Source organism: Candidatus Sysuiplasma jiujiangense (assembly GCA_019721075.1).
Classification (GTDB): Archaea; Thermoplasmatota; Thermoplasmata; order Sysuiplasmatales; family Sysuiplasmataceae; genus Sysuiplasma; species Sysuiplasma jiujiangense.
The window spans coordinates 112,322-137,674 of sequence record JAHEAD010000004.1 but is presented as its reverse complement, the minus strand read 5'-3'; the positions used below and the strand labels follow the sequence as shown (position 1 = coordinate 137,674).

Annotated in this window: 30 protein-coding genes; 22 read left to right on the top strand and 8 right to left on the bottom strand. The window is 51.8% G+C overall.

The annotated features are described in order from the left end of the window. Positions 1–153 precede the first annotated feature (153 nt). The 3 genes from pyrG (at position 154) to KIS29_04210 (ending at position 3,455) form a co-directional block, all read left to right on the top strand. Positions 154–1,773, top strand: a complete 1,620-nt coding sequence (gene pyrG / locus KIS29_04220) for a CTP synthase (glutamine hydrolyzing) (GenBank protein MBX8639528.1) — start codon at positions 154–156, stop codon at positions 1,771–1,773. A 73-nt stretch (positions 1,774–1,846) separates the two neighbouring features. Further along, complete coding sequence (locus KIS29_04215; protein ID MBX8639527.1) at positions 1,847–2,476, top strand: translation initiation factor IF-2 subunit beta; 630 nt, start codon at positions 1,847–1,849, stop codon at positions 2,474–2,476. Positions 2,477–2,486: 10 nt separating this feature from the next. Then, a complete protein-coding gene (locus tag KIS29_04210; GenBank protein MBX8639526.1) occupies positions 2,487–3,455 on the top strand; it encodes a hypothetical protein in 969 nt (322 codons plus the stop codon). A gap of 454 nt (positions 3,456–3,909) precedes the next feature. Here the strand turns inward: KIS29_04210 and KIS29_04205 are convergent, their stop codons facing one another. Beyond that, entirely contained in the window at positions 3,910–4,569 is a 660-nt protein-coding gene (locus KIS29_04205; GenBank protein ID MBX8639525.1) for a methyltransferase domain-containing protein, read from the bottom strand. A gap of 276 nt (positions 4,570–4,845) precedes the next feature. Here KIS29_04205 and KIS29_04200 point away from each other — a divergent pair, with 276 nt between their 5' ends. Beyond that, the gene (locus tag KIS29_04200) at positions 4,846–5,238 is read left to right on the top strand and encodes a 30S ribosomal protein S8e (GenBank protein ID MBX8639524.1); all 393 of its coding nucleotides are present in this window, start codon (positions 4,846–4,848) and stop codon (positions 5,236–5,238) included. Positions 5,239–5,296: 58 nt separating this feature from the next. On the opposite strand, the gene KIS29_04195 is transcribed toward KIS29_04200, so the two are convergent. From KIS29_04195 to KIS29_04185, 3 genes are all read right to left on the bottom strand, one after another. Continuing rightward, positions 5,297–6,625 (bottom strand): TldD/PmbA family protein, encoded by a 1,329-nt coding sequence (locus tag KIS29_04195; protein ID MBX8639523.1) that lies wholly within the window; start codon positions 6,623–6,625, stop codon positions 5,297–5,299. Positions 6,626–6,635: 10 nt separating this feature from the next. Continuing rightward, positions 6,636–8,054, bottom strand: a complete 1,419-nt coding sequence (locus tag KIS29_04190; protein ID MBX8639522.1) for a TldD/PmbA family protein — start codon at positions 8,052–8,054, stop codon at positions 6,636–6,638. A 63-nt stretch (positions 8,055–8,117) separates the two neighbouring features. Continuing rightward, complete coding sequence (locus KIS29_04185) at positions 8,118–8,624, bottom strand: TIGR00725 family protein (GenBank protein MBX8639521.1); 507 nt, start codon at positions 8,622–8,624, stop codon at positions 8,118–8,120. A gap of 232 nt (positions 8,625–8,856) precedes the next feature. Here KIS29_04185 and KIS29_04180 point away from each other — a divergent pair, with 232 nt between their 5' ends. The 17 genes from KIS29_04180 (at position 8,857) to KIS29_04100 (ending at position 20,249) form a co-directional block, all read left to right on the top strand. Beyond that, the gene (locus KIS29_04180; protein MBX8639520.1) at positions 8,857–9,150 is read left to right on the top strand and encodes a signal recognition particle protein Srp19; all 294 of its coding nucleotides are present in this window, start codon (positions 8,857–8,859) and stop codon (positions 9,148–9,150) included. A gap of 17 nt (positions 9,151–9,167) precedes the next feature. Beyond that, positions 9,168–10,613, top strand: a complete 1,446-nt coding sequence (locus KIS29_04175) for an NAD(P)H-hydrate dehydratase (GenBank protein ID MBX8639519.1) — start codon at positions 9,168–9,170, stop codon at positions 10,611–10,613. Beyond that, the gene (locus tag KIS29_04170) at positions 10,610–11,272 is read left to right on the top strand and encodes a YfcE family phosphodiesterase (protein ID MBX8639518.1); all 663 of its coding nucleotides are present in this window, start codon (positions 10,610–10,612) and stop codon (positions 11,270–11,272) included. Before KIS29_04175 ends, KIS29_04170 begins: the two co-directional genes overlap by 4 nt. Continuing rightward, positions 11,260–12,051, top strand: coding sequence for a metallophosphoesterase (locus KIS29_04165; GenBank protein MBX8639517.1), 792 nt, complete (start codon positions 11,260–11,262; stop codon positions 12,049–12,051). Before KIS29_04170 ends, KIS29_04165 begins: the two co-directional genes overlap by 13 nt. 53 nt (positions 12,052–12,104) lie before the next feature. Continuing rightward, the gene (locus KIS29_04160; protein MBX8639516.1) at positions 12,105–12,809 is read left to right on the top strand and encodes a zinc ribbon domain-containing protein; all 705 of its coding nucleotides are present in this window, start codon (positions 12,105–12,107) and stop codon (positions 12,807–12,809) included. A gap of 150 nt (positions 12,810–12,959) precedes the next feature. Then, positions 12,960–14,048: a cell division protein FtsZ gene (ftsZ, locus tag KIS29_04155; protein MBX8639515.1), complete on the top strand. Its 1,089-nt coding sequence runs from the start codon at positions 12,960–12,962 to the stop codon at positions 14,046–14,048. A gap of 23 nt (positions 14,049–14,071) precedes the next feature. After that, positions 14,072–14,395, top strand: coding sequence for a hypothetical protein (locus tag KIS29_04150; GenBank protein ID MBX8639514.1), 324 nt, complete (start codon positions 14,072–14,074; stop codon positions 14,393–14,395). An 86-nt stretch (positions 14,396–14,481) separates the two neighbouring features. Further along, entirely contained in the window at positions 14,482–15,201 is a 720-nt protein-coding gene (gene psmA / locus KIS29_04145; protein MBX8639513.1) for an archaeal proteasome endopeptidase complex subunit alpha, read from the top strand. Between the two features lie 21 nt (positions 15,202–15,222). Then, a complete protein-coding gene (locus KIS29_04140; GenBank protein ID MBX8639512.1) occupies positions 15,223–15,918 on the top strand; it encodes a ribosome assembly factor SBDS in 696 nt (231 codons plus the stop codon). Between the two features lie 50 nt (positions 15,919–15,968). Then, positions 15,969–16,652, top strand: coding sequence for an exosome complex protein Rrp4 (locus KIS29_04135; GenBank protein MBX8639511.1), 684 nt, complete (start codon positions 15,969–15,971; stop codon positions 16,650–16,652). A gap of 30 nt (positions 16,653–16,682) precedes the next feature. After that, a complete protein-coding gene (locus KIS29_04130; GenBank protein ID MBX8639510.1) occupies positions 16,683–17,441 on the top strand; it encodes an exosome complex exonuclease Rrp41 in 759 nt (252 codons plus the stop codon). 1 nt (position 17,442) lies between these two features. Continuing rightward, complete coding sequence (locus KIS29_04125) at positions 17,443–18,216, top strand: exosome complex protein Rrp42 (protein ID MBX8639509.1); 774 nt, start codon at positions 17,443–17,445, stop codon at positions 18,214–18,216. A 10-nt stretch (positions 18,217–18,226) separates the two neighbouring features. Continuing rightward, complete coding sequence (locus KIS29_04120; GenBank protein ID MBX8639508.1) at positions 18,227–18,511, top strand: 50S ribosomal protein L37ae; 285 nt, start codon at positions 18,227–18,229, stop codon at positions 18,509–18,511. Then, complete coding sequence (locus KIS29_04115) at positions 18,511–18,645, top strand: DNA-directed RNA polymerase subunit P (protein MBX8639507.1); 135 nt, start codon at positions 18,511–18,513, stop codon at positions 18,643–18,645. Before KIS29_04120 ends, KIS29_04115 begins: the two co-directional genes overlap by 1 nt. Then, entirely contained in the window at positions 18,642–18,887 is a 246-nt protein-coding gene (locus KIS29_04110) for a hypothetical protein (GenBank protein ID MBX8639506.1), read from the top strand. The genes KIS29_04115 and KIS29_04110 overlap by 4 nt, the downstream gene beginning before the upstream one ends. A gap of 20 nt (positions 18,888–18,907) precedes the next feature. Further along, the gene (locus KIS29_04105) at positions 18,908–19,270 is read left to right on the top strand and encodes a prefoldin subunit beta (GenBank protein MBX8639505.1); all 363 of its coding nucleotides are present in this window, start codon (positions 18,908–18,910) and stop codon (positions 19,268–19,270) included. Positions 19,271–19,307: 37 nt separating this feature from the next. Continuing rightward, positions 19,308–20,249, top strand: coding sequence for a DHH family phosphoesterase (locus KIS29_04100; GenBank protein ID MBX8639504.1), 942 nt, complete (start codon positions 19,308–19,310; stop codon positions 20,247–20,249). A gap of 34 nt (positions 20,250–20,283) precedes the next feature. On the opposite strand, the gene KIS29_04095 is transcribed toward KIS29_04100, so the two are convergent. From KIS29_04095 to KIS29_04080, 4 genes are all read right to left on the bottom strand, one after another. After that, positions 20,284–21,585, bottom strand: coding sequence for an NAD(P)(+) transhydrogenase (Re/Si-specific) subunit beta (locus KIS29_04095; protein ID MBX8639503.1), 1,302 nt, complete (start codon positions 21,583–21,585; stop codon positions 20,284–20,286). Between the two features lie 71 nt (positions 21,586–21,656). Continuing rightward, complete coding sequence (locus KIS29_04090) at positions 21,657–21,962, bottom strand: NAD(P) transhydrogenase subunit alpha (protein ID MBX8639502.1); 306 nt, start codon at positions 21,960–21,962, stop codon at positions 21,657–21,659. Next, a complete protein-coding gene (locus KIS29_04085; GenBank protein ID MBX8639501.1) occupies positions 21,959–23,098 on the bottom strand; it encodes a Re/Si-specific NAD(P)(+) transhydrogenase subunit alpha in 1,140 nt (379 codons plus the stop codon). The genes KIS29_04090 and KIS29_04085 overlap by 4 nt, the downstream gene beginning before the upstream one ends. 210 nt (positions 23,099–23,308) lie before the next feature. Next, on the bottom strand, positions 23,309–24,646 hold the full coding sequence (locus tag KIS29_04080; GenBank protein ID MBX8639500.1) for an FAD-dependent oxidoreductase: 1,338 nt from the start codon (positions 24,644–24,646) through the stop codon (positions 23,309–23,311). A 159-nt stretch (positions 24,647–24,805) separates the two neighbouring features. Between KIS29_04080 and KIS29_04075 the strand changes: the two genes are divergently transcribed. After that, positions 24,806–25,264, top strand: coding sequence for a universal stress protein (locus KIS29_04075; protein ID MBX8639499.1), 459 nt, complete (start codon positions 24,806–24,808; stop codon positions 25,262–25,264). The last annotated feature ends 89 nt before the right edge of the window (positions 25,265–25,353 follow it).

Genomic DNA, 25,353 nt, shown 5'->3' with positions numbered 1-25,353 from the left:
ATACTACTAACTATTTAGACTCTTCGGTCCGAGCACACTGGCAATTCAAAAATCGAATCAAAAACGCTTATTTTCCTAACCCTTTATGGCCGCCATAGGCGACGACAGAAGATTGAAATACTTTCAGTGCCAATCTTCCGATCCCGTGATTGGATGAAATATATTTTTGTCACGGGCGGAGTGATTTCCGGCCTTGGAAAGGGAACAACTGCTGCCTCACTTGGAAGGCTTCTGGTTTCACGGGGATACAGGGTTTCCGCAATAAAGATCGATCCTTACCTCAATACGGATGCCGGAACGATGAATCCGTTTGAACACGGCGAGGTTTTTGTTCTCGACGACGGCGGCGAGGTTGACCTTGATCTGGGAACTTATGAACGCTTCCTTGACACCAACCTGTCGAGCGATCACAACATAACTACGGGAAAGGTCTATTTCAGGGTAATCAGCAAAGAACGGAAGGGAGCGTACCTGGGAAGGACTGTACAGATAATCCCCCACGTAACCAACGAAATAAAAAATGAGATTGCGAGGGTTGCGGAAAACTCTGGTGCTGACATAGTCGTGGTCGAGCTGGGCGGAACGGTTGGAGACATAGAGTCCATGCCGTTCCTTGAAGCTGTAAGGCAAATGCGTATGGACCTCGACAGGGGCGGAACGCGCAACTGCCTCTTTGTGCATACGACTCTTGTTCCCGAAGTCGGTTCGGTGGGCGAGCAGAAGACTAAACCCACACAGCATTCGGTCAAGGAACTCAGGGCGATCGGCATTGATCCGGACATCATTGTGGCAAGGGCGGAAAGAGAGATAGAGAAAGACATCAAAGAGAAAATTTCACTCTTCTGCGATGTGCCGGTTGAGGGTGTGATCAGCGCTCCAAATCTGCCGTCCATTTACGGCATTCCGATGCTGCTCGAAGAGCAGCACCTGGCGGAATATGTACTCAGGAAATTCTCCCTCCCTGAAGGAAGGCCGGATATGTCGGCATGGAAGGATTTTTACAGCAGGCTAACGAACCCGAAATACAGTGTCCAGGTAGCGGTAGTCGGAAAATACACGGATCTTTCGGATGCCTACATCAGCCATATAGAGGCCTTTCATCATGTCGCTGCAGAGACCAGCTGCAGGGTGGATGCAAAATTCATTGAGGCCGAAGATATAGAGCGGAGAGGCGCAGATGCCGTACTGTCCAAAATGGATGCAGTCCTCGTCCCGGGAGGATTCGGCCACAGAGGGGTGGAGGGCAAGATTTCTGCGGCAGGATTTGCAAGACAGACCAACAAACCCTATCTCGGTGTCTGCCTCGGATTTCAATGTGCGCTCATTGAATTTGCACGAAATGTTCTGGACCTGAAAGATGCAAACAGCACCGAATTCAATCCAGACACGCCATATCCGGTGATTGACCTGCTGCCCGAGCAGAAGAACGTGAGTGACAAGGGAGGCACGATGAGACTTGGATCGCATAAGATAATCGTTGAAGAAGGGAGCAGGGCTATGCAGCTCTACGGCTCAGGCAGCATCTTTGAACGGCACAGGCACAGATACGAGGTCAACCCGGAGATGATAGCCGATTTCATGTCCAAGGGGATTAAATTCTCAGGCAAGTCCGAGGATGGAAGGAGGATGGAAATAGCAGAGATTGGAGCTGCAGACTACTTCATGGGTTCGCAGTTCCATCCCGAATTCAAGTCAAGACCCAACAAACCATCGCCGCTGCATCTCGGGCTGATCAGGGCGGCGATCAGGCAGAAATACGGTGTTTCAGGCTGAATTATCAAACTGCCGCATTCTTCCGATCGCTTTATATTCATGATGGTTTAACTATGCATGCAGGAATAAAAAAATGACCGATTCGCAGGACGCGTTGAATTACAGGGAACTGCTCAAGAGGGCAAAGAGCGAAATGCCTGAGGCGATTTCAAGCGGCGAGAGGTTCCAGATCCCGGAGCCTGATCTGATTGCCGAGGGGAAGAGTTCGGTATTCAGGAATTTCATGGACATAGCGGAAAAGCTGAGGAGGGATCCGCAGCATCTCCTGCAGTATCTGCTGCGCGAAATGGGGACAGCAGGTACGCTCGAGGGACGACGCGCCGTGTTCAAGTCAAAGCTGAATCCAATGCAGGTCGACGAGAAGCTCAAGGAATACACGGACGTTTTCGTAATATGTTCTGAATGCGGAAGACCGGACACTAGGATGGTAAAGGAAGGAAGGATACTCCTGCTTGAATGCGAGGCTTGCGGCGCGAAGAGGCCGGTGCATGTCAAGAAGACAGTTAAGGCGGAAGAGGACAATTCGCTGAAGGAGGGTTCCGTGCTCGAGGTGAGGATTGAGGATGTCGGTTCGAGGGGAGACGGCGTTGCGCGCCTGGACAGGTACATCATATACATTCCCGGGGCACAGAAAGGTTCCACGGTGAAGATCAGGATAGGAAAGATGAGCGGCACGATTGCATTTGCAAACATAGTGCAGTAAGGTGCAAGGCATGTCTTCGACGGTGGCGGAGGGAGAAAAGTTTTCCTTCTACCTGCCTGTATTCGTAACAGGCATCCTGTTCATCGGCGTGCAGATTGCTGCGCTGCTACTTGTTCCACAGTACAAAGTTTTCGGATACCAGGCATTCGGCCCGCAGGGCCAGACGAACCCTCTCATACCTCTTCTCTATGTTGCGGTTCTCATACTTTTCACTGCACTGATGATCTACATTCTCAAAAAGAACAAAGGCAGCTGGCTCAGGGTGATTTTTATTTTCGTCATCTCCCTTTCAGCGATATATGTGCTTCTGCCCGTGTTCGTATTTGCTCTCCCCTCCCTGCCCGTTGTGGATTTCTATCTTTCGCTGGCTGCGATGATACTGATTGGTATCGCACTCTGGCGCTATCCGGAATGGTATATTGTAGACACATGGGGATTTATCATGGCAAGCGGGATAACAGCAATATTTGGAATTTCGCTTGGCATTCTGCCTGCATTTGTTCTGCTGGCAGTGATGGCTGCCTATGATTTTCTTGCGGTTTACAGGACAAAACACATGCTCGATGTCGCGGAAGGCGCGCTGGATCTGAATCTGCCCATAATGCTCATGGTTCCCAAGAAAAGCGGCTTCAGCAACTTCGGGAAGAAGGGAAGTGTGGTGCGTTCGGAAGATGCGTCGGAACGCGATGCGCTTTACATAGGTCTGGGCGACATGATAATCCCGGGCGTTCTGACCATAAGTGCATTTTCCAACCTTTCCGCGGCCGCTTCAGTTTCCGGTATTCCAGGCAACCTTCTTGTCGCAATGGGATGCATAACAGGTGCTCTGGCCGGTTTCGCAGTGCTCATGAGACAGACTTCTAAGGGAAGGGCACAGGCTGGCCTTCCTTTCCTGAACACAGGAACAATCCTGGGCTTCCTGCTGTCCTACATGCTTGTTTTCCACAATTTTGGATTTGGCTTTGTTTTCAGCATCTGACAGCAAGCTGCCTTCATACGGTATTTCAGTGGATGCAACAAATGACGCACACGAAGGCAATATGGTGCCGACATGTTACCTCCATGAAGACCGGCATGTTGAACTTATAGCTTAGGAAGCATCTCTGATCGCGAGCAGGATAAGCAGCATGATCTGATTATCATATATGCGCCCCGCCTCGCGACATGCCGTGCAGTATTCCTGAAAGATTCCACATCTCCTCCATTCCGGCAATCTCTGGATCAGGTGCCCTGGTGCAGATGTCCGGTTGGGAAGCGGTATCCCTGACAATCCGCAACGGAGCGGTTTCTTCAGTATCCGGCAGCAGTCTGCACTCCTGTTATTTAACAGGTCCATCATACTGCCAGGATTATCACTACCCCTATCCGCGTCGGCAGTGATGCAATAGCAAAAAGAGGGACAATGCCGCTTTTTCTCCGTGGAAAGCGGGCAATCAAAATTTCCTGAAAGTAAGGCAGTAATGGAATGGGCCGGCATCTATATTGCCGAACTGGTCAAATGGTCCCGACCGTATGATTTTCCGGCTCTCCTCTTCCGAGAGGCGCATTTCTTCAGGCGGGCCAAACTCGGTGCGCATCTTCTTCCAGTCCAGGTTTATCATCAGGCCACCGCTCCTTAAAACCCTTCCTGCCTCTCTGACAACCTCATCCGGCTTCGCAAAGTCGTGCAGAACATTCGCCATGAACACAGCATCAAGTTTCCCGTCAACTATTGGAAAACCGGAATCTGCATCTGCGAGAAGAGGAAACACGTTTGCAATACCCTTCCCGGATATAATCTCGACGCACTTTGACAGCAGAACAGAACTGGAATCCAGTGCATAGACCTTACCCCCTGTTCCGACCCTCGAGGCAATTTCAGCAGCAAAGAAACAGGGACCGGAACCGACATCGATAACGTTCCATCCTTCAGCGATGCCTGACGCCCCTATGATTTTTGAAGGATCCTGCCACTTTCTTCTTTCCTCAGACAGCAGAAATGAAGACGCGTGATCGAAAGAGTGCCCGGAGTGCCCGTGACCATCTACATGTGCATGTCCGTGGGCATGATGCCTATCCGGCCTGCTTCTGCTTTTATCCTCGTCGTTCATCATTTACATCTCCTTCAGAATAAACGCATCTGTCGCATTCAGTGGATTCGGTCAGGATGCCGTCCTTTTTCATACCGCCGGCATCAGTGACCGCTTCCGCGATGTAAGCGTATGATACGGCCTATCCGACATGTCACTAAAGAGCTTTACGGATTGAGGAAGAAACTTGGCGGACGGGTCAGGGCCAGGCTGCAGACCGCCGATTCCAGACGGTAACGCCTAATTCTGCCACTCGCACTGAGCAAAGTTTTTATATTGTCATTGCTAGACCGGCATTGCATGGCAATCTGGAACGGACGATCCAACAGGAAATCAACGGGCGGACGCTACGTTCAGTCGAGGAAGAAGAAGAGATTCGAGGTCGGAAGAGAGAGGCAGTTCACCTTCCTGGGTCCCCACAGTATCAAACTGTACAGAACAAAGGGGAGCAATGCCAAATCAAGGGTCCTTGCGGAAGATTACGCGAATGTCACCGACAGGAAGACAGGAGTGACAAAGAAGGCGAAGATTGTCACTGTCAAACAGAACCCGGCAAACCCCAACTACACTCAGAGAAATATAATGAACAAGGGTGCCGTAATTCAGACCGAAATTGGAATGGCACTTATCACCTCCAGGCCCGGGCAGCATGGCATGATTAATGCCATTCTTCTGCCTTCCGAGAGCAAATGATTTTTTGCAGCGGGCCTTTTGGGTCAGCATCTGCGTTTGTTCATGCATCGTTCACAGTTCATATGTCACTCGACCTTGTCACGTTGAGCCTCCGCACGGTTGCATAGGGGACTGTACTCGGTGTTTCTGATTCTCCCCACCAGCTCAAATGTTCCCTCTCTCCCGATATATCTGAAATACGCTTCATCAGCGAAATGAGATTCTCGGTAACGCGTATCCCCCTGACAGATCCAGCTATCTCTCCCCTGCGAATCAGGAATATTGCATCCCTCGGAATAGTGGAAAAATCACCGCGTGCATAGTTGCTGTAACGGGTATACCACGTGTTATTGATATAAAGGCCATTCCGCACATCGCCTATCATCTCGTCCTGTGTGGATTTTCCTTCCTTCATCGACAGCATAAATGACTCGGGAGCAATAAGGCCGGCATTTCCCGTGCTTCTGGTCCCGAATTTCTTTGCGGTGGATGTGTTATGGAGATAACTTTTCAGCACCCCCCCTGTTATGATGGGGGTCCTGCGGACCGCGACTCCTTCATCATCGAATGCGCGGAATCCGTAAAGCCTCCGCGTTGCATCATCCTCAATTGTCACGAGTGGAGATGCAACCTTCCTGCCGATCTTTCCCGCAAAGCAGGAAAATCCGGAAATGACCGTATATGCGGACGCCATGTTGCCTACCTGCGAGGCTAACGCAGCGACAACCATGGGATCCAGCACTGTGTCGAATCTGCCTTCCTGCCCGACTGCCGGGTTCAGTGCCGCCCTTGCAAGCGCCGATGCCTTGAGTGCGGCTTTTTCCGGCCTGAACTTGCTGTGCGAAAGGGATGTTACAACCGAATGCCCGCTCGCGCCGTCGCCGGCGAAACATCTGATAGAGAAGTAGTACGATGCGGAACTCTCCCTGCGTCTTATCCCGCTGGAAGTGATAAGAAAACGCGTGTAAAAAGTGTTATAAAGGGAGCCGGCAGAGCCAGTCGAGCCATTGCCTGCGGCACTGTTTATGGAGTCGTGTACCAGACCGGAGAGATCGGCGTCAGATGCTTTCTTCTCCCTGGTGTAGTAATTGCGGGCGGAAGTGGATCTGGCTATGCCTGCATATTCCTCGTTAGGTGTAGACACATCTGCAGTCTTCCTGGCGTTTTCCAGCACTTCCCTGTAATCGGCAATCCCCTTGGCAGTCGTGGCGACCACCTTCTTCTCCCTGACAAGAAAGAGCTGAAAATTCGTCTCCGTCCACCTGTTGAATATGTCAATATTGTTTTCGCTGAAGCGGATCTGCCTGGTATCGCCTGAAACTGCATTTACAATGACGTCGGAGAAATCCTGCCTGAGCGCTTCGTCCATAATTTTTCCCGCGATTCCTTCCACCGATTCGGTTTCCATGCGCATCATCTCACTTTATCATTACATTCCGGAGCCTGATCACAGGACCGCCCATATCCACAGCCATTCCCTGCATCGGATCGCCCTTCCCGCAGGAACCGCCGAAATACCTGACGTTTCTGCCTACGGCGTCCACGGAGCTCCAGAAGCCTTTCGTTGTTATTTCAAGTGTTGGGGATCGCACCGGCGTGGTGAGTTCCCCGTTCTGTATCCTGTATGCTCCCCGTCCAACGTATTTCTGATTGAAACGTCTGTCGTCTATATTCCATTCGGTAAAACCCTTGATATATATTCCTTCCTTAACACCGTGGATTATATCGTCGTCGCTGTACTCTCCGGGTAAAAGAAATGTGTTCGCCATCCTGACCAGCGGTTCCATGTCGTACGATGCCGCCCTTCCGGCGCCGTTGCTGCCCGCGCCTGTCCTGGAACCGCTCTCCCTGTTCTGGAGGAACTCGTTGATCAGGCCGTTCCTGTAGAGCACTCTTCTCCTTGCCTTCACACCTTCATCATCATATGCATAGTAACCGTAACTGTTTGGAATTGTAGGATCGTCCACTATAGTGACCATATCTGAGCCTATTCTTTCACCCATTGAGTCCATCCGGACAAAAGACTTGCCTGCCTGGGATGCCTCCCTGCCCATGATCCTGTCCGCTTCCATAGGATGACCGCAGCTTTCGTGACAGGCAATGCCGGTAACCTCATTGCCGCAGACGACGTCCAGCTTTTCTCTCTTCGCCGACTTGCCTTTTTCAATGGATGTCTTCAGGGCACGTGTGTCGGCTACCGCTTCCTCCTCTATACCAAGCTTCTCGAAAGCTTCGTATCCGCCGCTGTAGCCGTAATCACGGTGAACCTGCTCCGAGTCGGCACCGCTCAGAACACGCACAAAATAGGTCACAACAAGCTTGGGATCCCTGCCCGTGATTCTTGTTCCCTCGGAATCGGCATAAAATTTGGTTTCATTCCGTTCCGTCAGGAATATCTGCCTGAAGGAACGCAGATCCACGGAGGCCGCTATCTTCCTGTCGAGATCTGCAACCATACCTATTTTGGAACGCTCATCAATCGAGTCGAAAGGCATCTTCACATCCACGGTCCACTCCGCGTGTTCCGATCGGCCAGTGGCAAGATCGGCAGAACTGCTTTTACACGCGTTTGCCATCGAAATTGCAGCTGAGACAGCACGCCTGACTTGATCCGATTTCAAGCTGCCGGTGGCTGCGAAACCGATGCCGGATGCTGTTGCGACGCGGACAGCAATTCCATAATCCGTATCGGGGGATATGACGGAAAGAGAACCGTTTCTGAAGAGCATCCTCAGGGTTCTGCTCTTCCTGTAGGTGACACCGACATATCTAATCCCGGGCCTGGAGGCCTGTTCAACTGCTTTTTCGGCAAGGTCAAATCCCGTACCATCATCCAAACTATCACTCCGGATTTGCTTGGGAAAATGTATGGAGTTGTTGCATAAATAGTACTCATACAGTCATAACTGCATTCTGCCGTCTGCATATTTATCCCGGTACTGTGCTGCTTCCTCAAGTGCTGCATCCACGGCTTCTGCGGCAGATTCAACCATTATGAATCTTCCCTCCTGCGGTTTGCCTCTTTTAAGTTCAAAGCCATCGATGGAAATCACTGATTTCCCCTCGGCAACGGCGAATGAAGCCTCGGAAAGCGTGCCGTTTGAACCGTCGATTGCTATGAGTGCGTCCGAAGCTCTGACGATAAGGAAATTTCTTGCATAGCCTATGCCTGTCGGAAGGCTGACTGTCAGGTAGCTGTTTCCTTCAGACGGATGAAACCCGGGAAGTATTCCAACTGTCAGACCTCCTGATTCAAAAGCTCCTTTTGCCGCACTCTCCATTACGCCGGAAAGACCGCCGCACACGACAATGGCCCCCCGGGCTGCAAGAAGTTTTCCGACGTTGAGAGCGATGCCGAGGTATTTCTCTTCAGGATCGCTGCCTCCTATTATTCCTATGTTATACATGACGCGCATGCCGCAATCTCCGGAATGATGAATATATCATAAGTGCAATGAGAATAAAAAGCAATCTGAATCCTTGATTTTCCGTGAGACACCCATGCTGTTGCAGAGGCGTGCTGTGCCGGTTCATGCCGAATGCAATTATTTTCATCTTAAAATCGCGCTGAAATAAGCACAGGTTATTGCATTCGCGTGTCAAAAGATTAATAACCTTCACTCCCTCATTACAGACCGCATGAAAAGGAACAAACAATGGGTTCTCTGGCCATCATATTTCGATATCAGACTGAAGAGGAAGGAGGGGCGAAGGATACCAAAGAAGGCGGCCATTGAGTCGCCCAACATTCAGATGATATCCGATGCACTGAAATCGCTGGGAATTGAGCACGAAATGGATGAAAACGCCTCCTATCCGTCACAGCGGTACAGGAAGGAGGGGAGGGTATTCGTTTCCGGCACCGTGAAAAAGACGGAAATAATCAAGGCAGTGAGCAGAAAACTCAGGGAAAAGCAGCCTGCAGCGCACTGAACAGTGATGGTGGTCGGATGCTTGAATTTGAAGAGTTCCGGGTTGCTGACAGGAATTCCGAGTTTGCAGGAATGCCAGTTTCGCGGCTCATGGAAAATGCAGGAGCGCAGCTGGCGCATGAGATACTTTCCAGTTTTCATGACAGAAAGCATGCAGTTTTCTTTTGCGGTTCCGGAAACAACGGCGGCGACGGATTTGTGGCTGCCCGTCTCGTATCGGAGAGCAAGGACACAGCCGTGATAGTTGCCTCCGCCGAAAGGCCAACCGCCGGCAGTCTTCTGGGAGAGAAATTCAGCAAAATTTCCGGCCTCGTCCGTGATGACTCCTATACAGAGACGCTTCCGGCGGCAGACATTGTCATTGTCGACTGCCTGCTCGGCTCGGGCATCGACAGGCCGCCGGCCGGAAGATATCTGGAACTCATCAGAAAGATAAACGAACTGCACGGCAGAGGAGCCGCCGTTCTTGCAGCCGACATCCCCTCTGGTTTCCCGTTCGCAGAGCATGTTATTCCGGACGTCACAGTCACATTCATGGATACCAAGACAGGGATGAATGAGCACAATTCGGGAACGATCAGGATTGTGGACATCGGCATACCCTCAAAGGCACTGGAATATACCGGTCCTGGTGAGATGCTCCTCTTCCCTGTTCCGCACTCTTCCTCACACAAGGGCAACAACGGAATTGTCACTGTCATCGGCGGTAGCATTTTTCCTGGGGCTCCTGTGTTCTCAAGCCTGGCCGCTTACAGGACCGGCGCCGATCTGGTATATACGCTGGTTCCAGGCAGGATGCATGACATCGTCAGCTCGTTTTCTCCTAATTTAATGGCTTTTGCATGTGGCGAAAACGATTTTTCAGAGGCAGGCATCAGGACCGCAATGGAATGGGTGGAAAGGAGCGGTGCCGTGGTGATCGGGCCCGGCACTTTATTCAGTTCATTTGACAGCATTGCGACAAAGCTGATAGCCGAAATTTCAAAACCGATGGTCATCGATGCTTCGGCCATTGAGACAGTGGGCAGAAAGAACGGACTCCTGCACGGAAAGAAGACGGTTGTGACACCTCATTCAGTTGAATTTTTCAAACTGACGGGGGAGGAGCCCGGCGATGATGTTGATTCCAGGAAGGAAGCGGTCAGCAAATGGGCTCGCCGCCTTGGCACAACGATCCTCCTGAAGGGCAGAATCGATGTAATCAGCGATGGCGAAAGGACAAAGCTCAACGAGACCGGAAACGCAGGCATGACGGTCGGCGGAACAGGTGATGTTCTGACCGGCATAGTCGCCGCCCTATTGGCAAAGGGTCTCAGCCCGTTTAATGCGGCGAGGCTGGGGGCCTATATCAACGGTTCTGCAGGAGACATATGTTTCGGCAGAAAATCATACGGCCTGCTTGCAACGGATGTCATAGAAGCGGTGCCAGAGGTACTCTTGAACAGTCTGGGGAAACTGAAGTGAAAAAGATTGCAGTCATATCGGATATACATTCGAACATGCCGGCCCTAAGCGCCGTCTTTAGACACATCGAGAAGGAGCAGGTCGACGAGGTGATATGTGCAGGTGACATTGTAGGCTACAACGCGATGCCGAACGAGGTCATAGAACTGCTGCGGGAGAAAAATGTGATATCAATAGCCGGAAACCATGACAGCAGTGCTGTTACGGGAAACTACGAGCGCATGAACAGCCTTGCCGCCAGGGCACTGGAGCTGAATGTGTCTGCTACGAGCAGTGAAAACTTCAGATATCTGAGGGAGCTGAAGCCAAATGCGCGGTTAGACGGCATTGCCGTCTTCCACGGCTCGCCATTCGATCCGGACGAATACGTATACGAAGACATGGCCGATGCAAAGATTATAGAAGCCTCCGGAAAGCAGCTCACGGTGCTGGGCCACACGCATATACCCTATGTGAAGAGGATTGGAAAGATGACAGTGATGAATCCCGGATCCGTGGGACAGCCGCGTGACGGTGATGCCAGGGCATCCTTCGCGATAATTGACGGGAACAGTATCGAAATAAGGAGAACACACTATGACATCGACAGCATCTTCAGGGAGAACATGAAGTCAGGTATTCCGCTGCCCCTTTCGGAAAGGCTGAGGTGGGGAGTCTGAATGATGCTGCTCTCTCGGTTGAGCCTGTCGCCGGGCATCCTGCCCTCATAGCAGGGACTGACAATCCATCCGTAGTCATTGCCGACCTTCATGTGGGCATGGGAGATGATTTCGAGAACAGGGGTGTGTATACAGGAAGACAGATTGAAAGGATGCTTGCTGAAATCATAGGACTGTCCTCCTACGGAAACCGTCTCATAATACTCGGCGATCTGAGACATGAATTCTCGGCGGTTAATTCACGTTCTGCTATACCAGATTTCATGTCAAAGCTGCTGGAATACTACAGTAAGATAGAGCTTGTTCCGGGAAATCATGACGGCTTGATCGTGAGACAGCTGCCGCAGCGCGTCATAGTCCACCCTCCGGGCGGCTTCACAAGCGGCGATATTGCATTCACGCACGGCCATACCTGGCCTGAAGAGGAAATGATGAAAAGGAAGATACTGCTCATGGGTCACCTTCACCCCGCTATCGAGTTCGTGGATTCTCTCGGAAACAGTTACATCGAGAAGTGCTGGCTGAGGGCCCCGTTCAGGAAGAGAGATCCTACTTCGACATACAGACGGCTGCCTGAAGAGGTTGTTGTGGTACCGGCATTCAATCCATTTCTGACCGGGACTCCCGTGAACAGAGATCCGGGCGGGCTTGGCCCCCTGTTTAGAAACAGGCTGATTGAAGTCAGAAAGAGCAGACTCTATCTTCTTGACGGTACATTTCTGGGAAGGCTTGCGACGAATGTTATACGCGGTGAGGGAAAGACACGGAAAAATAACTGACCCGAAAGAAATCTGTTCAACGGAAATATTTGTATGCAGGGAGTCCATGAGGAGTGGGGGACAGGCACGCAGTGACAGACAGCAGCCACGCCTCAGCGGACGGAGTAAGCGGCGTCATACTTCGCCAGCTCTCTGAACTGCACGGAGTGTTAAAAGCTGTTTTCAACCACGGTGGCATGCCGAAAGTCCATGCACGCCGCGACAGGTTTTGCATCCTCTGCCTGGACACGGTTGATTCACAGGACAGCTACAGTTGTGACTGTGGTGCAAACTATCACAGAGGATGCTTCATGACACTGCATTTCTGTTCCAGATGCAGAAGCAGCAGTTCTGAAGAAAGTATTGCTCTGAGGGAATCTGGGTGGCTGCCAAAGTTCGCAAACTTCGATGATCTGTCTGGCGATGAATCATTCACATCACTTCACTGTCGAAACTGCAATGCAGAGGTTGGCGCAAAGGATCGCTACTGCGGCGGGTGCGGATACCATCTGAGCACCGTTACCGGCTTCCTCTGCCCGGTCTGCACAACAGAGATAAAGACTGAAAATTCATTCTGCAGCTGCTGCGGAGCAACCTTCGGCGACGAAGCTGTGACACTCATCCAGTGCCCGTACTGCCTGCGGCTGATCGAGGCTGGCGATCTCGAATGCAGTTGCGGAATGACCTTACCTCCGACATGCACCAGGTGCGGTGCACCGACTGATGACGAACTTTACTGTGCTGGTTGCAATATCCGCTTTGAACTGGAACCCGTCTGAACCATCCGAACCGGCTGCGCCTGTCAAGGTCAAGTGTTTCATCATCTCCGGAACAATCGAATTTCGTATGACAATCGTCAGACGATAAGTGATGTTTTAAATACATTATTTGCAATACCTCTAAACTACCTTTCTCGGGATGGGAACTAGATGGAATCGATCGTAGAGGATGCACTTAAGCAGGACCACGGAGCTGTGGATGGAACGTTTTCGGACGCGACAGATGAAGAGCTGATGCGCTTAGTTGATTCACTTAAGGTGAGGATAAGCATTATAGGCTGCGGTGGCGGAGGCTCGAATACAATAAGGAGATTGCACCAGGGAGGTGTTTTTGGCGCATCCCTCATCGCGGCAAACACGGATGCAAGACATCTGCTTCTTCTCAATGCCCCTCACAAAGTGCTTCTCGGCAGGAGACTTACAAGGGGCCTCGGGGCAGGTGCGCTTCCCGAAATAGGGAATCAGGCAGCCGAGGAGGCAAGGGAGGACATACGTAAATATCTGGAACATGATGACATCGTATTCGTCACTGCCGGAATGGGAGGCGGCACGGGTACCGGCTCAATACCGGTAGTGGCGCAGATTGCAAAGGAGAATCGTGCGCTTGTCATGGCTGTTGTCACTCTTCCGTTCAAGGCTGAGGGCACAATAAGAATGCAGAATGCGCTCCGTGGACTTGAGAGGCTTCGAAGTTTTGCGGATACGACAGTGGTCATTCCGAACGACAAACTTCTGGAAATCGTTCCAAGACTCCCTCTTGATGCTGCGTTCCGCGTCGCTGATGAAGTGCTTGCGCAGTGCATCAAGGGCATAACAGAAATTGTAACCAAGCCCGGACTCGTCAACATCGATTTCGCGGACATAAAGACAATAATGGGATCAGGCGGTGTTGCGCTCATAGGGATAGGAGAATCGACAGGTGCAAAGGACGAACGTGTCGAGGATGCGCTGAGACAGGCCCTGACATCGCCCCTGCTGGGCGATGTGGACATAAAGGAGGCAAAGGGCGCACTTATAAGGGTTGTGGGAGGGAGCGACATGACGCTAAAGGAAGCGCAGAGAGTGGCCGAGGCGGCGTCGGCAGCTATGGGGCCCAGGGCAAGAATCATCTGGGGTTGCAGCGTCGAGCCGGAGTCCGACGGGAAGATAAAGGTGCTTGTTGTGATAACGGGTGTAAAGTCACCCTTCATGCTCCCGCAGGACAGCCTGAGCGACCGGGGAGTCGATTTCATTAAATAGGAAGCATCCTACTCGAATTCGGGTTGACAGTAAAGGAAAAGACGGGAAGAAGGAGATACATAGCTGCCTCGTTTGTACCCCCGCTCTCTGGAGGCAATGAGATAGTGCGTCTTCTGTCTGAAGCCATAGGCCGGACTGCGGTTATGGAGGCACGGGTGAAATTCATCTCAATGAAAGGGAACGTGGCCATAATAAGATGTGTTCATTACAGTGCGGCAACCGTCGTGAACGGGCTGAACAGGATAGGTGGAAAATACAGGTGCACCACACTGTGCACATCGGGAACGCTGAAATCACTGAGGCACATGCTCGGACAGCCGTCGGCGGAGACGGGAAAGGGGAGTTAGAGCGCAAGGACAGGAAAAGAAGAGTTTTTAAGCTTAAATAAGATAATCGCATCCGAACTTATGTCATATTTGGAGTTGGTTAAATAATGCAGCCAGGACAGATGGCCTACGACAGGGCAATTACGGTTTTCTCGCCGGATGGCAGACTGTTTCAGGTCGAATACGCCAGGGAAGCCGTGAGACGCGGGACGACGACGGTGGGTATAAAATTCAAGGACGGCGTTGCACTCATAGTCGACAAGAGGATCGCAAGCAGGCTGATGGAGCCCTCCTCAATGGAGAAGATATACCTCATCGACGATCACATCGGGTGTGCGACTTCGGGACTTGTTGCCGATGCCCGCGTGCTTGTGGACAATGCAAGGGTCATGTCGCAGGTAAACAAGATAACATACGGCGACAGGATAAGCGTGGAAGCGCTTGTGAAGAGGATATGCGACTACAAGCAGCAGTATACCCAGTACGGTGGGGTCAGGCCCTTCGGAACCTCGCTTCTGGTTGCCGGCGTGGATGACAGCGGTGCACATCTGTTCGAAACTGATCCGAGCGGAGGCCTTGCATCCTACAAGGCAAGTTCCATTGGAGCCGGCAGAAATGTCGTGATGGATTTCTTTGAAGAGAATTACAAGGAAGATCTCTCCATGGAGGATGCGACCGTCCTCGCGCTCAAGGGATTGAAGAAGGCAACCGAAGAGGAACTCAATCCCAAGGCTATTGAGGTAGGGATGGTAAAATCTGGTGAAAATTTCAGGAAGCTCGAAACCGGAGAGGTTGACAAATTCGTGAAGCTGGTTGGTGCCTCCTGATAATACAACCGGTGCACGTGTATGGTAGATCTTGACGAGGCCATAGTGGGCAGATACGAAATCAAGGGAGAGGTTTTCGAAATACTCATAGATCCGCGCATAGTCAAATACCTGAAGGAAGGGAAGGAGGTTGACGTCGCAAACCACATGGCCGTCGAGGAAATCTTCAAGGATGCTAAAAAAGGGACAAAGCAGTCGCCGGAAAAACTGAAGGAATTTTTCGACACGGACGATATAGGACAGGTGGCCCGTACCATACTCCAGAAGGGGCAGGTCCAGCTGACAACCGAGCAGCGCCGCATCATGGCGGAGACAAAACGGAAGCAGGTGGCCACCATCATAGCAAGAAACGCAATAAATCCGCAGACCAGGACCCCTCATCCGCTGGCCAGGATTGAGGCAGCCATGGAAGAGGCGAGGGTCAGAATTGATCCATTCAAGTCTGCGGAATCACAGGTTCAGGAAGTGCTGGATGCACTAAGGCCGCTGATACCGATAAGGTTTGAGAATGCGAAGATCGCGATAAAACTGAGCGGGGAGGATTATGGCCGCTGCTATGAGGATCTCCTTCACTTCGGCAAAATAACGAGGGAAGAGTGGCAGAATGACGGTCACTGGGTGGGAATACTGGAGATACCGGCAGGGATGCAGACAGATCTTTTTGAGAAGATCGGGCACAAAACCAAGGGCAAGGCAGAGACCAAAATATTAAAATAGAGTGTGGATTTAGAATTCATATTCAGGTCGATACTGGAAAGTGAAGTGAAATGGCCCGTTCAGGTTCCGAAGTTAGGGATATTGTTGTACCCGGGGAACCTGTGGAGTGTGCAGGTAGGAAGGCGGGGTTTGGAATGTACAGGAAGGACGGGAGATTCTACTCCTCCACACTGGGTCTGAAGTCAATGAGAGGGAATTATGTCGACATCATCCCGCTTGGCGGGAAGTACATACCGTTCAGGGAGGAGGAGGTAATCGGCACTGTCTCGGAGATAAATGCATCAAGCTGGCTGCTTGACATCAATTCTCCCTACCCCGCTCTTCTTCACGCCTCCGAGTCCCCCTGGAAGGTTGAATTCAATGCCACTTCCAAATATCTGGACATAGGGGACAATGTGATTGCCGAAATCCTTTCGGTGGACGACTCGAAGCATGTACAGGTGACGATGAGGGACCAGAGGCTGCGCAAGCTGAACGGCGGCCACATCGTGGACATACCTTTCGGAAAGGTTGCCAGAGTTGTTGGCAAGAACAGCTCAATGATAGAGATGCTTAGGTCCATGTCAGGATGCAGGATAATAGTCGGAAGGAATGGACGCATCTGGATTGACGGTGAAATAGAAAGGGTCCTGGTGGTTGCCAAGGCACTCAGGATCATAGACATGGAGGCCCAGACTTTCGGCCTTACAAACAGGATCAGGGAATTCCTCGAGGATAACCTGAAAAATAGATAAGAGATACTCACGGTTGGTGTTTTAATGAGCATGGATATGCCTGAAGGGCTAAAACTGATTGACGAAAACGGAAAGAGGATTGACGGCAGGAGAGCTGACGAGCTGAGGCCGATAAGGATCGAGGCAGGGGTTCTGAAGCGGGCCGACGGCTCAGCTTATGTCGAAATGGGAAAGAACAAGATACTTGCGGCCGTGTACGGACCAAGGGAATGCCACCCCAGGCATCTGCAGGATCCGACCAGGGCCATCGTCCAGTGCAACTACAATATGCTTTCATTCTCTGTGGACGACAGAAAGAGACCGGGCCCCGACAGAAGATCGGTGGAAATTTCCAAGATACTCTCTGAAGCGCTGGAGCATGTCGTTTTTCTGGAGCAGTTTCCGAGAACTTCCATAGACGTCTACATTGTGGTGCTCCAGGCCAATGCCGGCACCAGATGTGCTGGCCTTACAGCCGCATCGGTAGCGCTCGCTGATGCGGGAATACCGATGAGGGATCTCGTGCCGGCCTGCGCTGCAGGCAAGGTTGCAGACACAATAGTACTTGACCTGAACAAGGAAGAGGACAACTTCGGCCAGGCCGATGTTCCGCTTGCATATCTGCCGAGAACGGGGGAAATACTCCTTCTGCAGATGGACGGCCACATGACACAGGAGGAGTTTGACAGGGCGATTGAACTTGCCATGGGCGGCTGCTCAAAGATATACGCTCTCCAGCAGGAAGCGCTCAAAAGGAAATATTCCGTCATACTTTCTGAAGAGGAGACAAAAACAGAGGAGGCGAACTGAAATGCTTTCAAGGAGTCCGATGTCGGATGTGAAAAGGGGACACATCCTCAATGTGCTTTCACGCGGCGTAAGAACGGATGGCAGGAAATTCGACGAATTCAGGGAAATTACCGTTGAGACCGGAACGATAGAGACTGCGGAAGGATCCTCAAGACTCAGGCTGGGAAATACAGAGGTTGTTGTAGGAATAAAGATGGATGTCGGCGAGCCGTTCGACGACTCTCCAGACAAAGGTGTGCTCACAACAAACGTTGAGCTGATTCCGATGGCTTCGGAAGATTTCGAAAGCGGACCGCCGTCGCCGAGCGCAATAGAGCTTTCGCGTGTCGTGGACAGAGGAATCAGAGAGAGTCAGCTCATAGACATGGCTGCACTCTGCATCAAGCCCAAAGAGGAAGTCTGGGTCCTGTACATTGATATTTATCCGCTGGATTATGACGGCAACCTCTTTGACGCGGCCTCGATAGCTGCTGTCAGCGCACTTAAGAACACCGTTGTCCCTGCAAAGAGACTTGGCAAGGGGGAGGATTACAGGCTGCCACTCAGATCGGTGCCCATATCATGTACAACAGTTAAAATAGGCGACAGACTGATAATAGATCCCACGCTTGAAGAAGAAGATGTTTCGTCTGCGAGACTCACAGTGGCGACGGATGAAAACGGAGACATACGCGCAATGCAGAAGGGCGGGACAGGGCATTTCACCATTGAGGAAGTGAGAAGCGCGATAAAAATGTCCGCCTCTGCCGGGAATCTTATAAGAAAGAAGCTATGAGGTGTCAAAATTGTCAGGTTCGGCGAAGAAGGTTGGTTCGGTCGCCAGATTTGGACCGAGATACGGTGTCAGGATACGCTCCAGGATACTTGAGATCGAGAAGGATGCGGCAAAGGAAATTGCCTGCCCGAGATGCGGCGCCTATTCCGTAGGCAGGGTGAGCACATCGATTTACGCATGCAGGCACTGCGGTCATAAATATGCGGGCAGAGCGTATGTCGGCCAGTTCAGAAAAACGGTGGTTTCGCATGAACTCGAGGCTGCTGCAGCCGCTGAAAAGGAGGATGGAAAGTAATGTACAAGTGCATCAAGTGCGGTGAGCCGATCAGATCCGGCGTAAACACCTTCGGCCTTCAGTGCGACAGGTGCGGTTCCAAGATCTTTGTCAAGGACAGGCCCAGTGTAAAGAAACAGCTGACGGCCAAATGAGCAGTGCAAGACATACTGCTACCCTGTTCCTCGGAAGTGAGGAGGGGAAATTCCTCTGCAGCGTCATGGGTCCGGAGTCGGGCGAACTCAGGAGGTGCACCGTGAGATGGCTGGAGGCAGAAGGCGGATACAGACTGATAATAGAAGCCGAAGACCTGCATGCCCTGCGGGCGGCACTCAATTCTTATATGAGATGGGCTAATGTGGCACTGAGTGTCTTCAGGAGAATCAGGCCTTCCTGAACTGACTGAAGGTGATATTAATGAACGACATCAGTCCCAAGTTGCAGAATCAGATAAACCAGTACCAGCAGATGCAGCAGCAGATCCAGGTCATCGCAAGCCAGAGGTACCAGCTGGAGGCGCAGCTGAAGGAGCTTACGCGGGCCCTTGAGGAGCTGAACAAACTGGATGCTGATTCTTCAATTTACAAGAATATAGGATCCCTGATGATCAGGGTGAAGGACAGGGAAACCGTCATCAGGGAACTTTCAGAGCAGAAGGAAACGCTTGACATAAGAGTGAAAACGGTAGAACGGCAGGAAAAACACCTGAGGGAACGATACCAGTCGCTGCAGGATGAGCTGAGCAGGGAACTCGGGCAGAAAAAGGATGAATCAAACTGATGCATACCGGCGCAGGATCTCCGAAATTTCATTTCTCATGGCTGAATCTGCCTCGCCGGTCATTGTACTGCACCCGCATGCAGATCCTGACTGCGTTGCAAGCGCGTGTGCGCTGTCAAAGAGGTTCGGCATAGGCGATCTCTGGTCTCCGTCAAAGCCGGACAGGGCAGGGAATCTGCTGCTGAAGAAGCATTCCGCAAGCCTCCTGGCCAAATTTCCTGAAGGTGCGACGGCGGCCATAATCGTGGACACAAGCGACATCACCGTGATACCGGAGCAGTTCAGGGACAGGGTCATCATAGTGATAGACCACCATGAAATTGACCGGCAGCCGGAACACTGTATTTCACTGACAGACTCGACGGCGCCCTCATGTTCGGAGATAGTCTATGACATAATTACGGACGGCGGTCACGCTATCGACGGAGAAACGGCAGGGATCCTGCTCGCGGGAATACTTGCGGATACAGGTAGACTGAAGAGGGCAAAACCCTCAACACTCAGAAAATGCGCGGAACTCCTCGAGACTGCAGGGCTGGAGATGGATTCGAAAGAGCTGTCTGTCGATGGTCAGCGTGACATGTCTGAACTGACTGCCATACTGAAAGGGATGCAGCGGATGGTTTTCAGGAGTTTGTCCGGTTTCACTGTTTGCTGCAGCCATGCCTCCGCTTTCGAATCATCTGTCGCCGGTATGCTGCTGACTGCAGGTGCCGATGTTGCGTTTGTGGCATCTGAAGACAGTGGCTCTGTGAGGGTAACGGGCAGAGCGGCTGCGGTAGCGATCGGTAAGGGTTTCAGCCTAATCACCGTATTCAGAAACGTCGCTCAGGGATTCGGAGGTACCTTCGGCGGACATGCCGGGGCTGCTGTGCTCAGCTCGGAGGGGGACATGGAGGCACTTCTGAATTCCTGTGCCGCCGAATCTGTTGAATGGATTCAAGAGCGGCAGGGCGCAGCGCGACCGAACGATGCCTAAGCGGCGCATGGCCCCCGCTGCAGAGTGGTGGAGGTCAGAGTTTCTTCAGTGCCTGAATCACCCTGGATACGCTGTCCTGAGCGTCGCCGTAGAGCAGCTTTGTATTGTCTCCGTAGAAGAGTTCGTTCTCGACGCCCGAGAATCCCTTCCCCTGTCCCCTCTTGAGGACGATGACATTCTTTGCCCTGTCAACGTCCAGTATGGGCATTCCGAACAGCGGGCTCCCCTGTCTCCTTGCAGCAGGATTGACGACATCGTTTGCACCTATAACAAGAACAACGTCGGTGTTGCCGAATTCCTGGTTGATTTCATCCCTGTCAAACAGATGGTCGTAGGGAACGCCGGCCTCAGCGAGAAGGACATTCATGTGCCCGGGCATCCTTCCCGCAACCGGGTGTATGGCAAATTTCACTGTTACCCCTTTGGCTTCGAGAAGATCCATGAGCTCTTTGACCTTCTGCTGCGCCTGGGCGACCGCCATGCCGTAACCTGGTGCGATTATCACGCTGTTTGCATACGCCAGCATGACTGCCACATCATCCGCTTCAATAGGCTTCATGGAGCCTTTGATTTCACCCTGCTCTTCCTCCTTTGCGCCGAATGCGCCGAAAAGTATGTTTGGAATTGAGCGGTTCATCGCCTTTGCCATAACAAGAGTGAGCATGGAACCGGCCGCACCCACGAGCGTGCCTGCAATAATCATCGCGTAATTGGTAAGAGCAAAGCCGTCAAGCGCCACTGCAAGTCCAGTGAGTGCGTTGAAAAGGGAAATGACAACAGGCATGTCCGCTCCCCCTATCGGAAGAGCCATCAGGAATCCGAATGCAAGGGAAAAGACAAAGAATGGGAGGAGCGGCTGGAATGCGCCATGTATACTTGAAGGATCAACCACGAGCGCACCCATAATCAGGGCAATAAGGAGCACGGCAATGTTTCCAGGCTGCTGGAGAGGGTAGGTTATGGCCCTCTGTCTTATCCATCCCTGAAGCTTGAGGAACGCTATGATGCTGCCTGCAATGGATATTCCTCCGATGAGACCTCCTGCAACCGAAAGTGCAGCCAACGACGCCACTGAAGTGCTCCTGAGCAGCTCAACCGCCGCTATTGCACCTGCAGCTCCGCCGCCCATGCCGTTGTATATTGCAACCATCTGCGGCATGTCCGTCATGGCAACCCTCTTTGCCGCGACCCACCCGATGCCGCCGCCGATTGCAACGCCGATCACGATCAGCGGTATATTCCTCATGCCCGGCAGGAGGAATGTCACCAGGATCGCGAGGAGCATTGCCCATCCGGCCCAGACTATGCCGCTTCTCGCAGTCAGCGGGTGGCTCATTCTGTGAAGGCCGACTATAAAGAAAAAGACTGCAATGATGTATACTGGGTCAAATATATTTATGGACAGTTCTATGCCCCCTTGTTTCCTTTTGTCTTGTTCCGTTCAAACATCTGCAGAATACGTTCGGTAACGGCGTAACCGCCTGTAACGTTCAGTGAAGCCATAATGACTGCAACAAAGCCTATTCCATCCTCCAGCGGAGTCTGGGCATACCCGAGTGCGATAATCGCACCTACCAGGACAATTCCGTGTATGAAATTGGATCCGGACATCAGCGGTGTGTGAAGTATCACCGGAACCCTGGATATTACTTCGTAGCCGACAAGTGCCGCGAGGACGACGATATACAGCGCCGCATACACATCGGAGGTCATTTCTTTCCCTCCAGCAGTTCCTTCACAGGGCCAAACCTGATCTCACCCTTGTAAACAAGAAGACTTGCAGCCAGTATCTCATCGGAAAAGTCAGAAACAAGATTTCCTTCCTTTGTGACCAGCAGTGAGAGAAAGGACTGAAGGTTTTTTGCATACATCTGGCTCGAATGGAAAGGAATCTGCCCGGGCAGGTTGGACGGACCGAAAATAGTGACACCGTTTTCAGTGACGGTTTCATCAACCTTTGTCAGTTCGCAGTTGCCTCCCGACTCGGCAGCCATATCAACGATGACTGAACCGGGTTTCATGCTCATCACCATCTCCTTTGACACGAGGCGCGGGGCCTTTTTCCCAGGTATGTTCGCGGTCGTTATTATTGCATCCGCCTGCGCGACCGCCTCCCTGACCATTGCCTCCTCCTGTTTCTTTTCCTCAGGGGTCAGTTCACGTGCGTAACCGCCGGTGCCTTCTGCATTGATCTGCAGCTCAAGGAATTTGGCACCGAGACTCCTGACCTGTTCCCCGGCAGCCCTTCTGACATCATAGGCTTCCACCATCGCGCCAAGTCTCTTTGCTGTCGCTATGGCCATCAGACCTGCAACTCCGGCACCCAGAACAAGCACTTTTGCAGGTCTGATGGTTCCTGCCGCAGTTGTGAGCATTGGAAGAAATTTCGGCATATTGTCTGCAGCTATCAGCACCGCCTTGTATCCACCCACAGTAGCCTGAGACGAGAGAGCATCCATTCCCTGGGCCCTGGTTATCCTGGGCACAAGTTCAAGTGCAAATGCGGAAACTTTTGCCTTCTGCATTGCCCTGATTCCCTTTTCATTCCTGAATGGATTCATGAAGCCTATGGCTATAGCCTCCTGCTTCATCAGCATTATGTCTTCCGGTTTCGGAGGCTGTACTGCCAGGACTATATCGGCGCTGCTGAGAAGAGACCGCCGATCTTTAACAATTCCGGCTCCGGCCTTTTCATAATCGCTGTCCGAATAATATGAACCTGCGCCGGCACCCGACTCTACCTGAATACTGAAACCCGATTTTGAGAGCCTGGCAGCAGCTTCCGGAACCATGGAAACCCTTCGTTCGCCGGCCGACGTCTCTTTCGGAACCGCAACTGTGATTGCCATTTGAATCTACACCATCTGACAACCGTTCACGAAAGTATGGTTCCATATATACCTTGCCGATTATCTGCGTAAACGGCAAGCCTGTGCAGCATGCCTCATGTCGCACTGGTCGCAGTATGCGGCCCCGTTTCTACCGGCAGCCTGACTCCGGCAGTCGGTCGACGGCACAGTTGCCGCAGCTTCTGTCACCATACAGCCTGTATTGAAAAATCAGCCATCTGTTTTCAATCTCCTTGAAAGGTCTATTATTCCCTCAAGTTGTGTCGGATGCGGCTGACTGATCCGGGAGAGTTCATAAATCGAGATACCCTGAGATAAAATGATGGAAAGTTCACCTATCACAAGGTCTGCATCTGCTCCCACTGCCTGCGCTCCTATGATCCTTCCTGTTCCGGGAATCACAACAATATCGATCCATCCAGTTTCACTATTTTCAATCTGCATCCTCGCATCGCCTGCAAGCGCATATCGCCTGCATTCGACGTCGAATCCCTTTCCGGTCGCATCCTCCTTCCAGAGTCCCGTCCAGGCAACCTGCGGGTCGCTGTAAACAGCATACGGGACGCTGGAATAATCAATCAGCATCCTTTCGCGGCCGCCTTCGAGTATATTTCTGGCCGCGATCCATCCTTCCTGCACTGCGACATGAAACAGCATGTGTTTTCCGTTGACATCCCCGGGAGCAAATATGTTGCCGTATTGGGTGCGCATGCCTGGTGAAACATCAATGAATCCTCTGCTGTTCAGCCGGAATTCCAGTGAAATGTTCCTCAGGTTCGGTCTCCTTCCCACAGCAACCAGGACTTCACTGAATTTTTTGCTTCCGCCGTCCAGCAGCACGGCCTTCGAGCCGTCGGAAAACTTCACCCCCTTCGCCTTCTGCCTTTCGAGCTTTACACCCAGCTCGATCAGCCGGCGTTCAAGAAGAAGCTGAATTTCCTGCGAGACGGGGGGTAAAATTCTATTACAGAAGATTGTCACCTGCGAACCGAGCTTTGCAAATATTCCCGCCATTTCAATGCCTATGTAGCCACCCCCGATTATACCCAGCGTTTCTGGCACGTCCACCAGCGGCGTATCCGGTTTCAGCAGATCGTGGGTGGTTATGCCATCCCTGAAATTTTCGGGGACAACAGGTTCTGAGCCGGTTGCTACAACAACGTATTTACCCGTAATCCTGCGCTGACCAACAGATACGGTGTGCTCGTCGACAAGACGCCCCTCCTCCGGCATAAAGACTAGCGTGCTGCGCTCGCCAATTTCGGCCCTGTGCTGCGCAAATCTCTTTTCCTGTATCTCATTTTTCCAGCCAACAAGTTTTTTAAAATCTATTTCAGCGGATGTCCGGCAGAAAGGCATGCTTTCCGTTGATTTCGCACCCAGCCAGTAAGTTTTTGAAGGGATGCAGCCTTCGAACAGGCAGTTTCCTCCCAGCTCGCCTTTCGGGTCAAGCATCAGAACATTCATTCCTGCGTCAGAGAGCCCGAATGCCGCCGTGTATCCGGCCCCTCCGCCTCCGAGAACAACCGCATCATAGTCGTAAGACATGGGAAAACCCTGTTTTGCAATGGGAATTGAAGTAAATCTAACTTTCCGGCGCGAGGCTGTTCAGAAGCTTGATTGAAAGGCTGCGTTGAATTCTGCTTGAAATATAAGGGAAAGCAGTATTATATGACACTTGAATCCACGTTACAGCCGGTGCTCGGGTTGAAAAAGGATCCTGTTGAAATCAGAACTATAGTGTGCGCCACAGATCTGTCTGAAAAGTCAGAGAAGGCGTGCGAAGTCGCTGTTTCGATCGCAAAACAGAGAGAAGGCAGCAGACTTGTCTTTGTCTCCGTTGTAAAGTCGATTTACGTAGCAATGGGCGACATCGCATACGGAACAGAGGTCGTCATGGAAAATGAAGAGAAATATGCCAGAGAAGTGGAAACGAAGCTGAAGAGGATGGTAACCCGTGCAAAAAAGCTGGGAGTCGGCAACTGTGAAGCGATTGTCAGGAGAGGCGATCCGCACCATGTGCTTGTCGAAATCATAAATGAAATCAAGCCTGATCTGGTTGTCATGGGCAACAGACGTCCCGGATACAAAAAGGGGATATTTCTCGGATCCGTGTCATCCAGGGTGGCTGCCGATTCTCCCACCTCCGTTCTCATAGTACGGTAAGCCCCGAAGAATAAAGTGCCGTAATACACCAGCGGCAGGACAATTTCCTTCGCCAACAGGTTAAATGACTGGTAGACATCAGGGAACCG

Excerpts from the sequence above, each read along its gene's own strand:
- pyrG (MBX8639528.1), top strand. The coding sequence starts at position 154 with ATGAAATATATTTTTGTCACGGGCGGAGTGATTTCCGGCCTTGGAAAG.
- KIS29_04215 (MBX8639527.1), top strand. The coding sequence starts at position 1,847 with ATGACCGATTCGCAGGACGCGTTGAATTACAGGGAACTGCTCAAGAGG.
- KIS29_04210 (MBX8639526.1), top strand. The coding sequence starts at position 2,487 with ATGTCTTCGACGGTGGCGGAGGGAGAAAAGTTTTCCTTCTACCTGCCT.
- KIS29_04205 (MBX8639525.1), bottom strand. The coding sequence starts at position 4,569 with ATGATGAACGACGAGGATAAAAGCAGAAGCAGGCCGGATAGGCATCAT.
- KIS29_04200 (MBX8639524.1), top strand. The coding sequence starts at position 4,846 with ATGGCAATCTGGAACGGACGATCCAACAGGAAATCAACGGGCGGACGC.
- KIS29_04195 (MBX8639523.1), bottom strand. The coding sequence starts at position 6,625 with ATGGAAACCGAATCGGTGGAAGGAATCGCGGGAAAAATTATGGACGAA.
- KIS29_04185 (MBX8639521.1), bottom strand. The coding sequence starts at position 8,624 with ATGTATAACATAGGAATAATAGGAGGCAGCGATCCTGAAGAGAAATAC.
- KIS29_04180 (MBX8639520.1), top strand. The coding sequence starts at position 8,857 with ATGAAAAGGAACAAACAATGGGTTCTCTGGCCATCATATTTCGATATC.
- KIS29_04175 (MBX8639519.1), top strand. The coding sequence starts at position 9,168 with ATGCTTGAATTTGAAGAGTTCCGGGTTGCTGACAGGAATTCCGAGTTT.
- ftsZ (MBX8639515.1), top strand. The coding sequence starts at position 12,960 with ATGGAATCGATCGTAGAGGATGCACTTAAGCAGGACCACGGAGCTGTG.
- psmA (MBX8639513.1), top strand. The coding sequence starts at position 14,482 with ATGCAGCCAGGACAGATGGCCTACGACAGGGCAATTACGGTTTTCTCG.
- KIS29_04140 (MBX8639512.1), top strand. The coding sequence starts at position 15,223 with ATGGTAGATCTTGACGAGGCCATAGTGGGCAGATACGAAATCAAGGGA.
- KIS29_04135 (MBX8639511.1), top strand. The coding sequence starts at position 15,969 with ATGGCCCGTTCAGGTTCCGAAGTTAGGGATATTGTTGTACCCGGGGAA.
- KIS29_04130 (MBX8639510.1), top strand. The coding sequence starts at position 16,683 with ATGGATATGCCTGAAGGGCTAAAACTGATTGACGAAAACGGAAAGAGG.
- KIS29_04125 (MBX8639509.1), top strand. The coding sequence starts at position 17,443 with ATGCTTTCAAGGAGTCCGATGTCGGATGTGAAAAGGGGACACATCCTC.
- KIS29_04115 (MBX8639507.1), top strand. The coding sequence starts at position 18,511 with ATGTACAAGTGCATCAAGTGCGGTGAGCCGATCAGATCCGGCGTAAAC.
- KIS29_04110 (MBX8639506.1), top strand. The coding sequence starts at position 18,642 with ATGAGCAGTGCAAGACATACTGCTACCCTGTTCCTCGGAAGTGAGGAG.
- KIS29_04105 (MBX8639505.1), top strand. The coding sequence starts at position 18,908 with ATGAACGACATCAGTCCCAAGTTGCAGAATCAGATAAACCAGTACCAG.
- KIS29_04100 (MBX8639504.1), top strand. The coding sequence starts at position 19,308 with ATGGCTGAATCTGCCTCGCCGGTCATTGTACTGCACCCGCATGCAGAT.
- KIS29_04095 (MBX8639503.1), bottom strand. The coding sequence starts at position 21,585 with ATGAGCCACCCGCTGACTGCGAGAAGCGGCATAGTCTGGGCCGGATGG.
- KIS29_04090 (MBX8639502.1), bottom strand. The coding sequence starts at position 21,962 with ATGACCTCCGATGTGTATGCGGCGCTGTATATCGTCGTCCTCGCGGCA.
- KIS29_04085 (MBX8639501.1), bottom strand. The coding sequence starts at position 23,098 with ATGGCAATCACAGTTGCGGTTCCGAAAGAGACGTCGGCCGGCGAACGA.
- KIS29_04080 (MBX8639500.1), bottom strand. The coding sequence starts at position 24,646 with ATGTCTTACGACTATGATGCGGTTGTTCTCGGAGGCGGAGGGGCCGGA.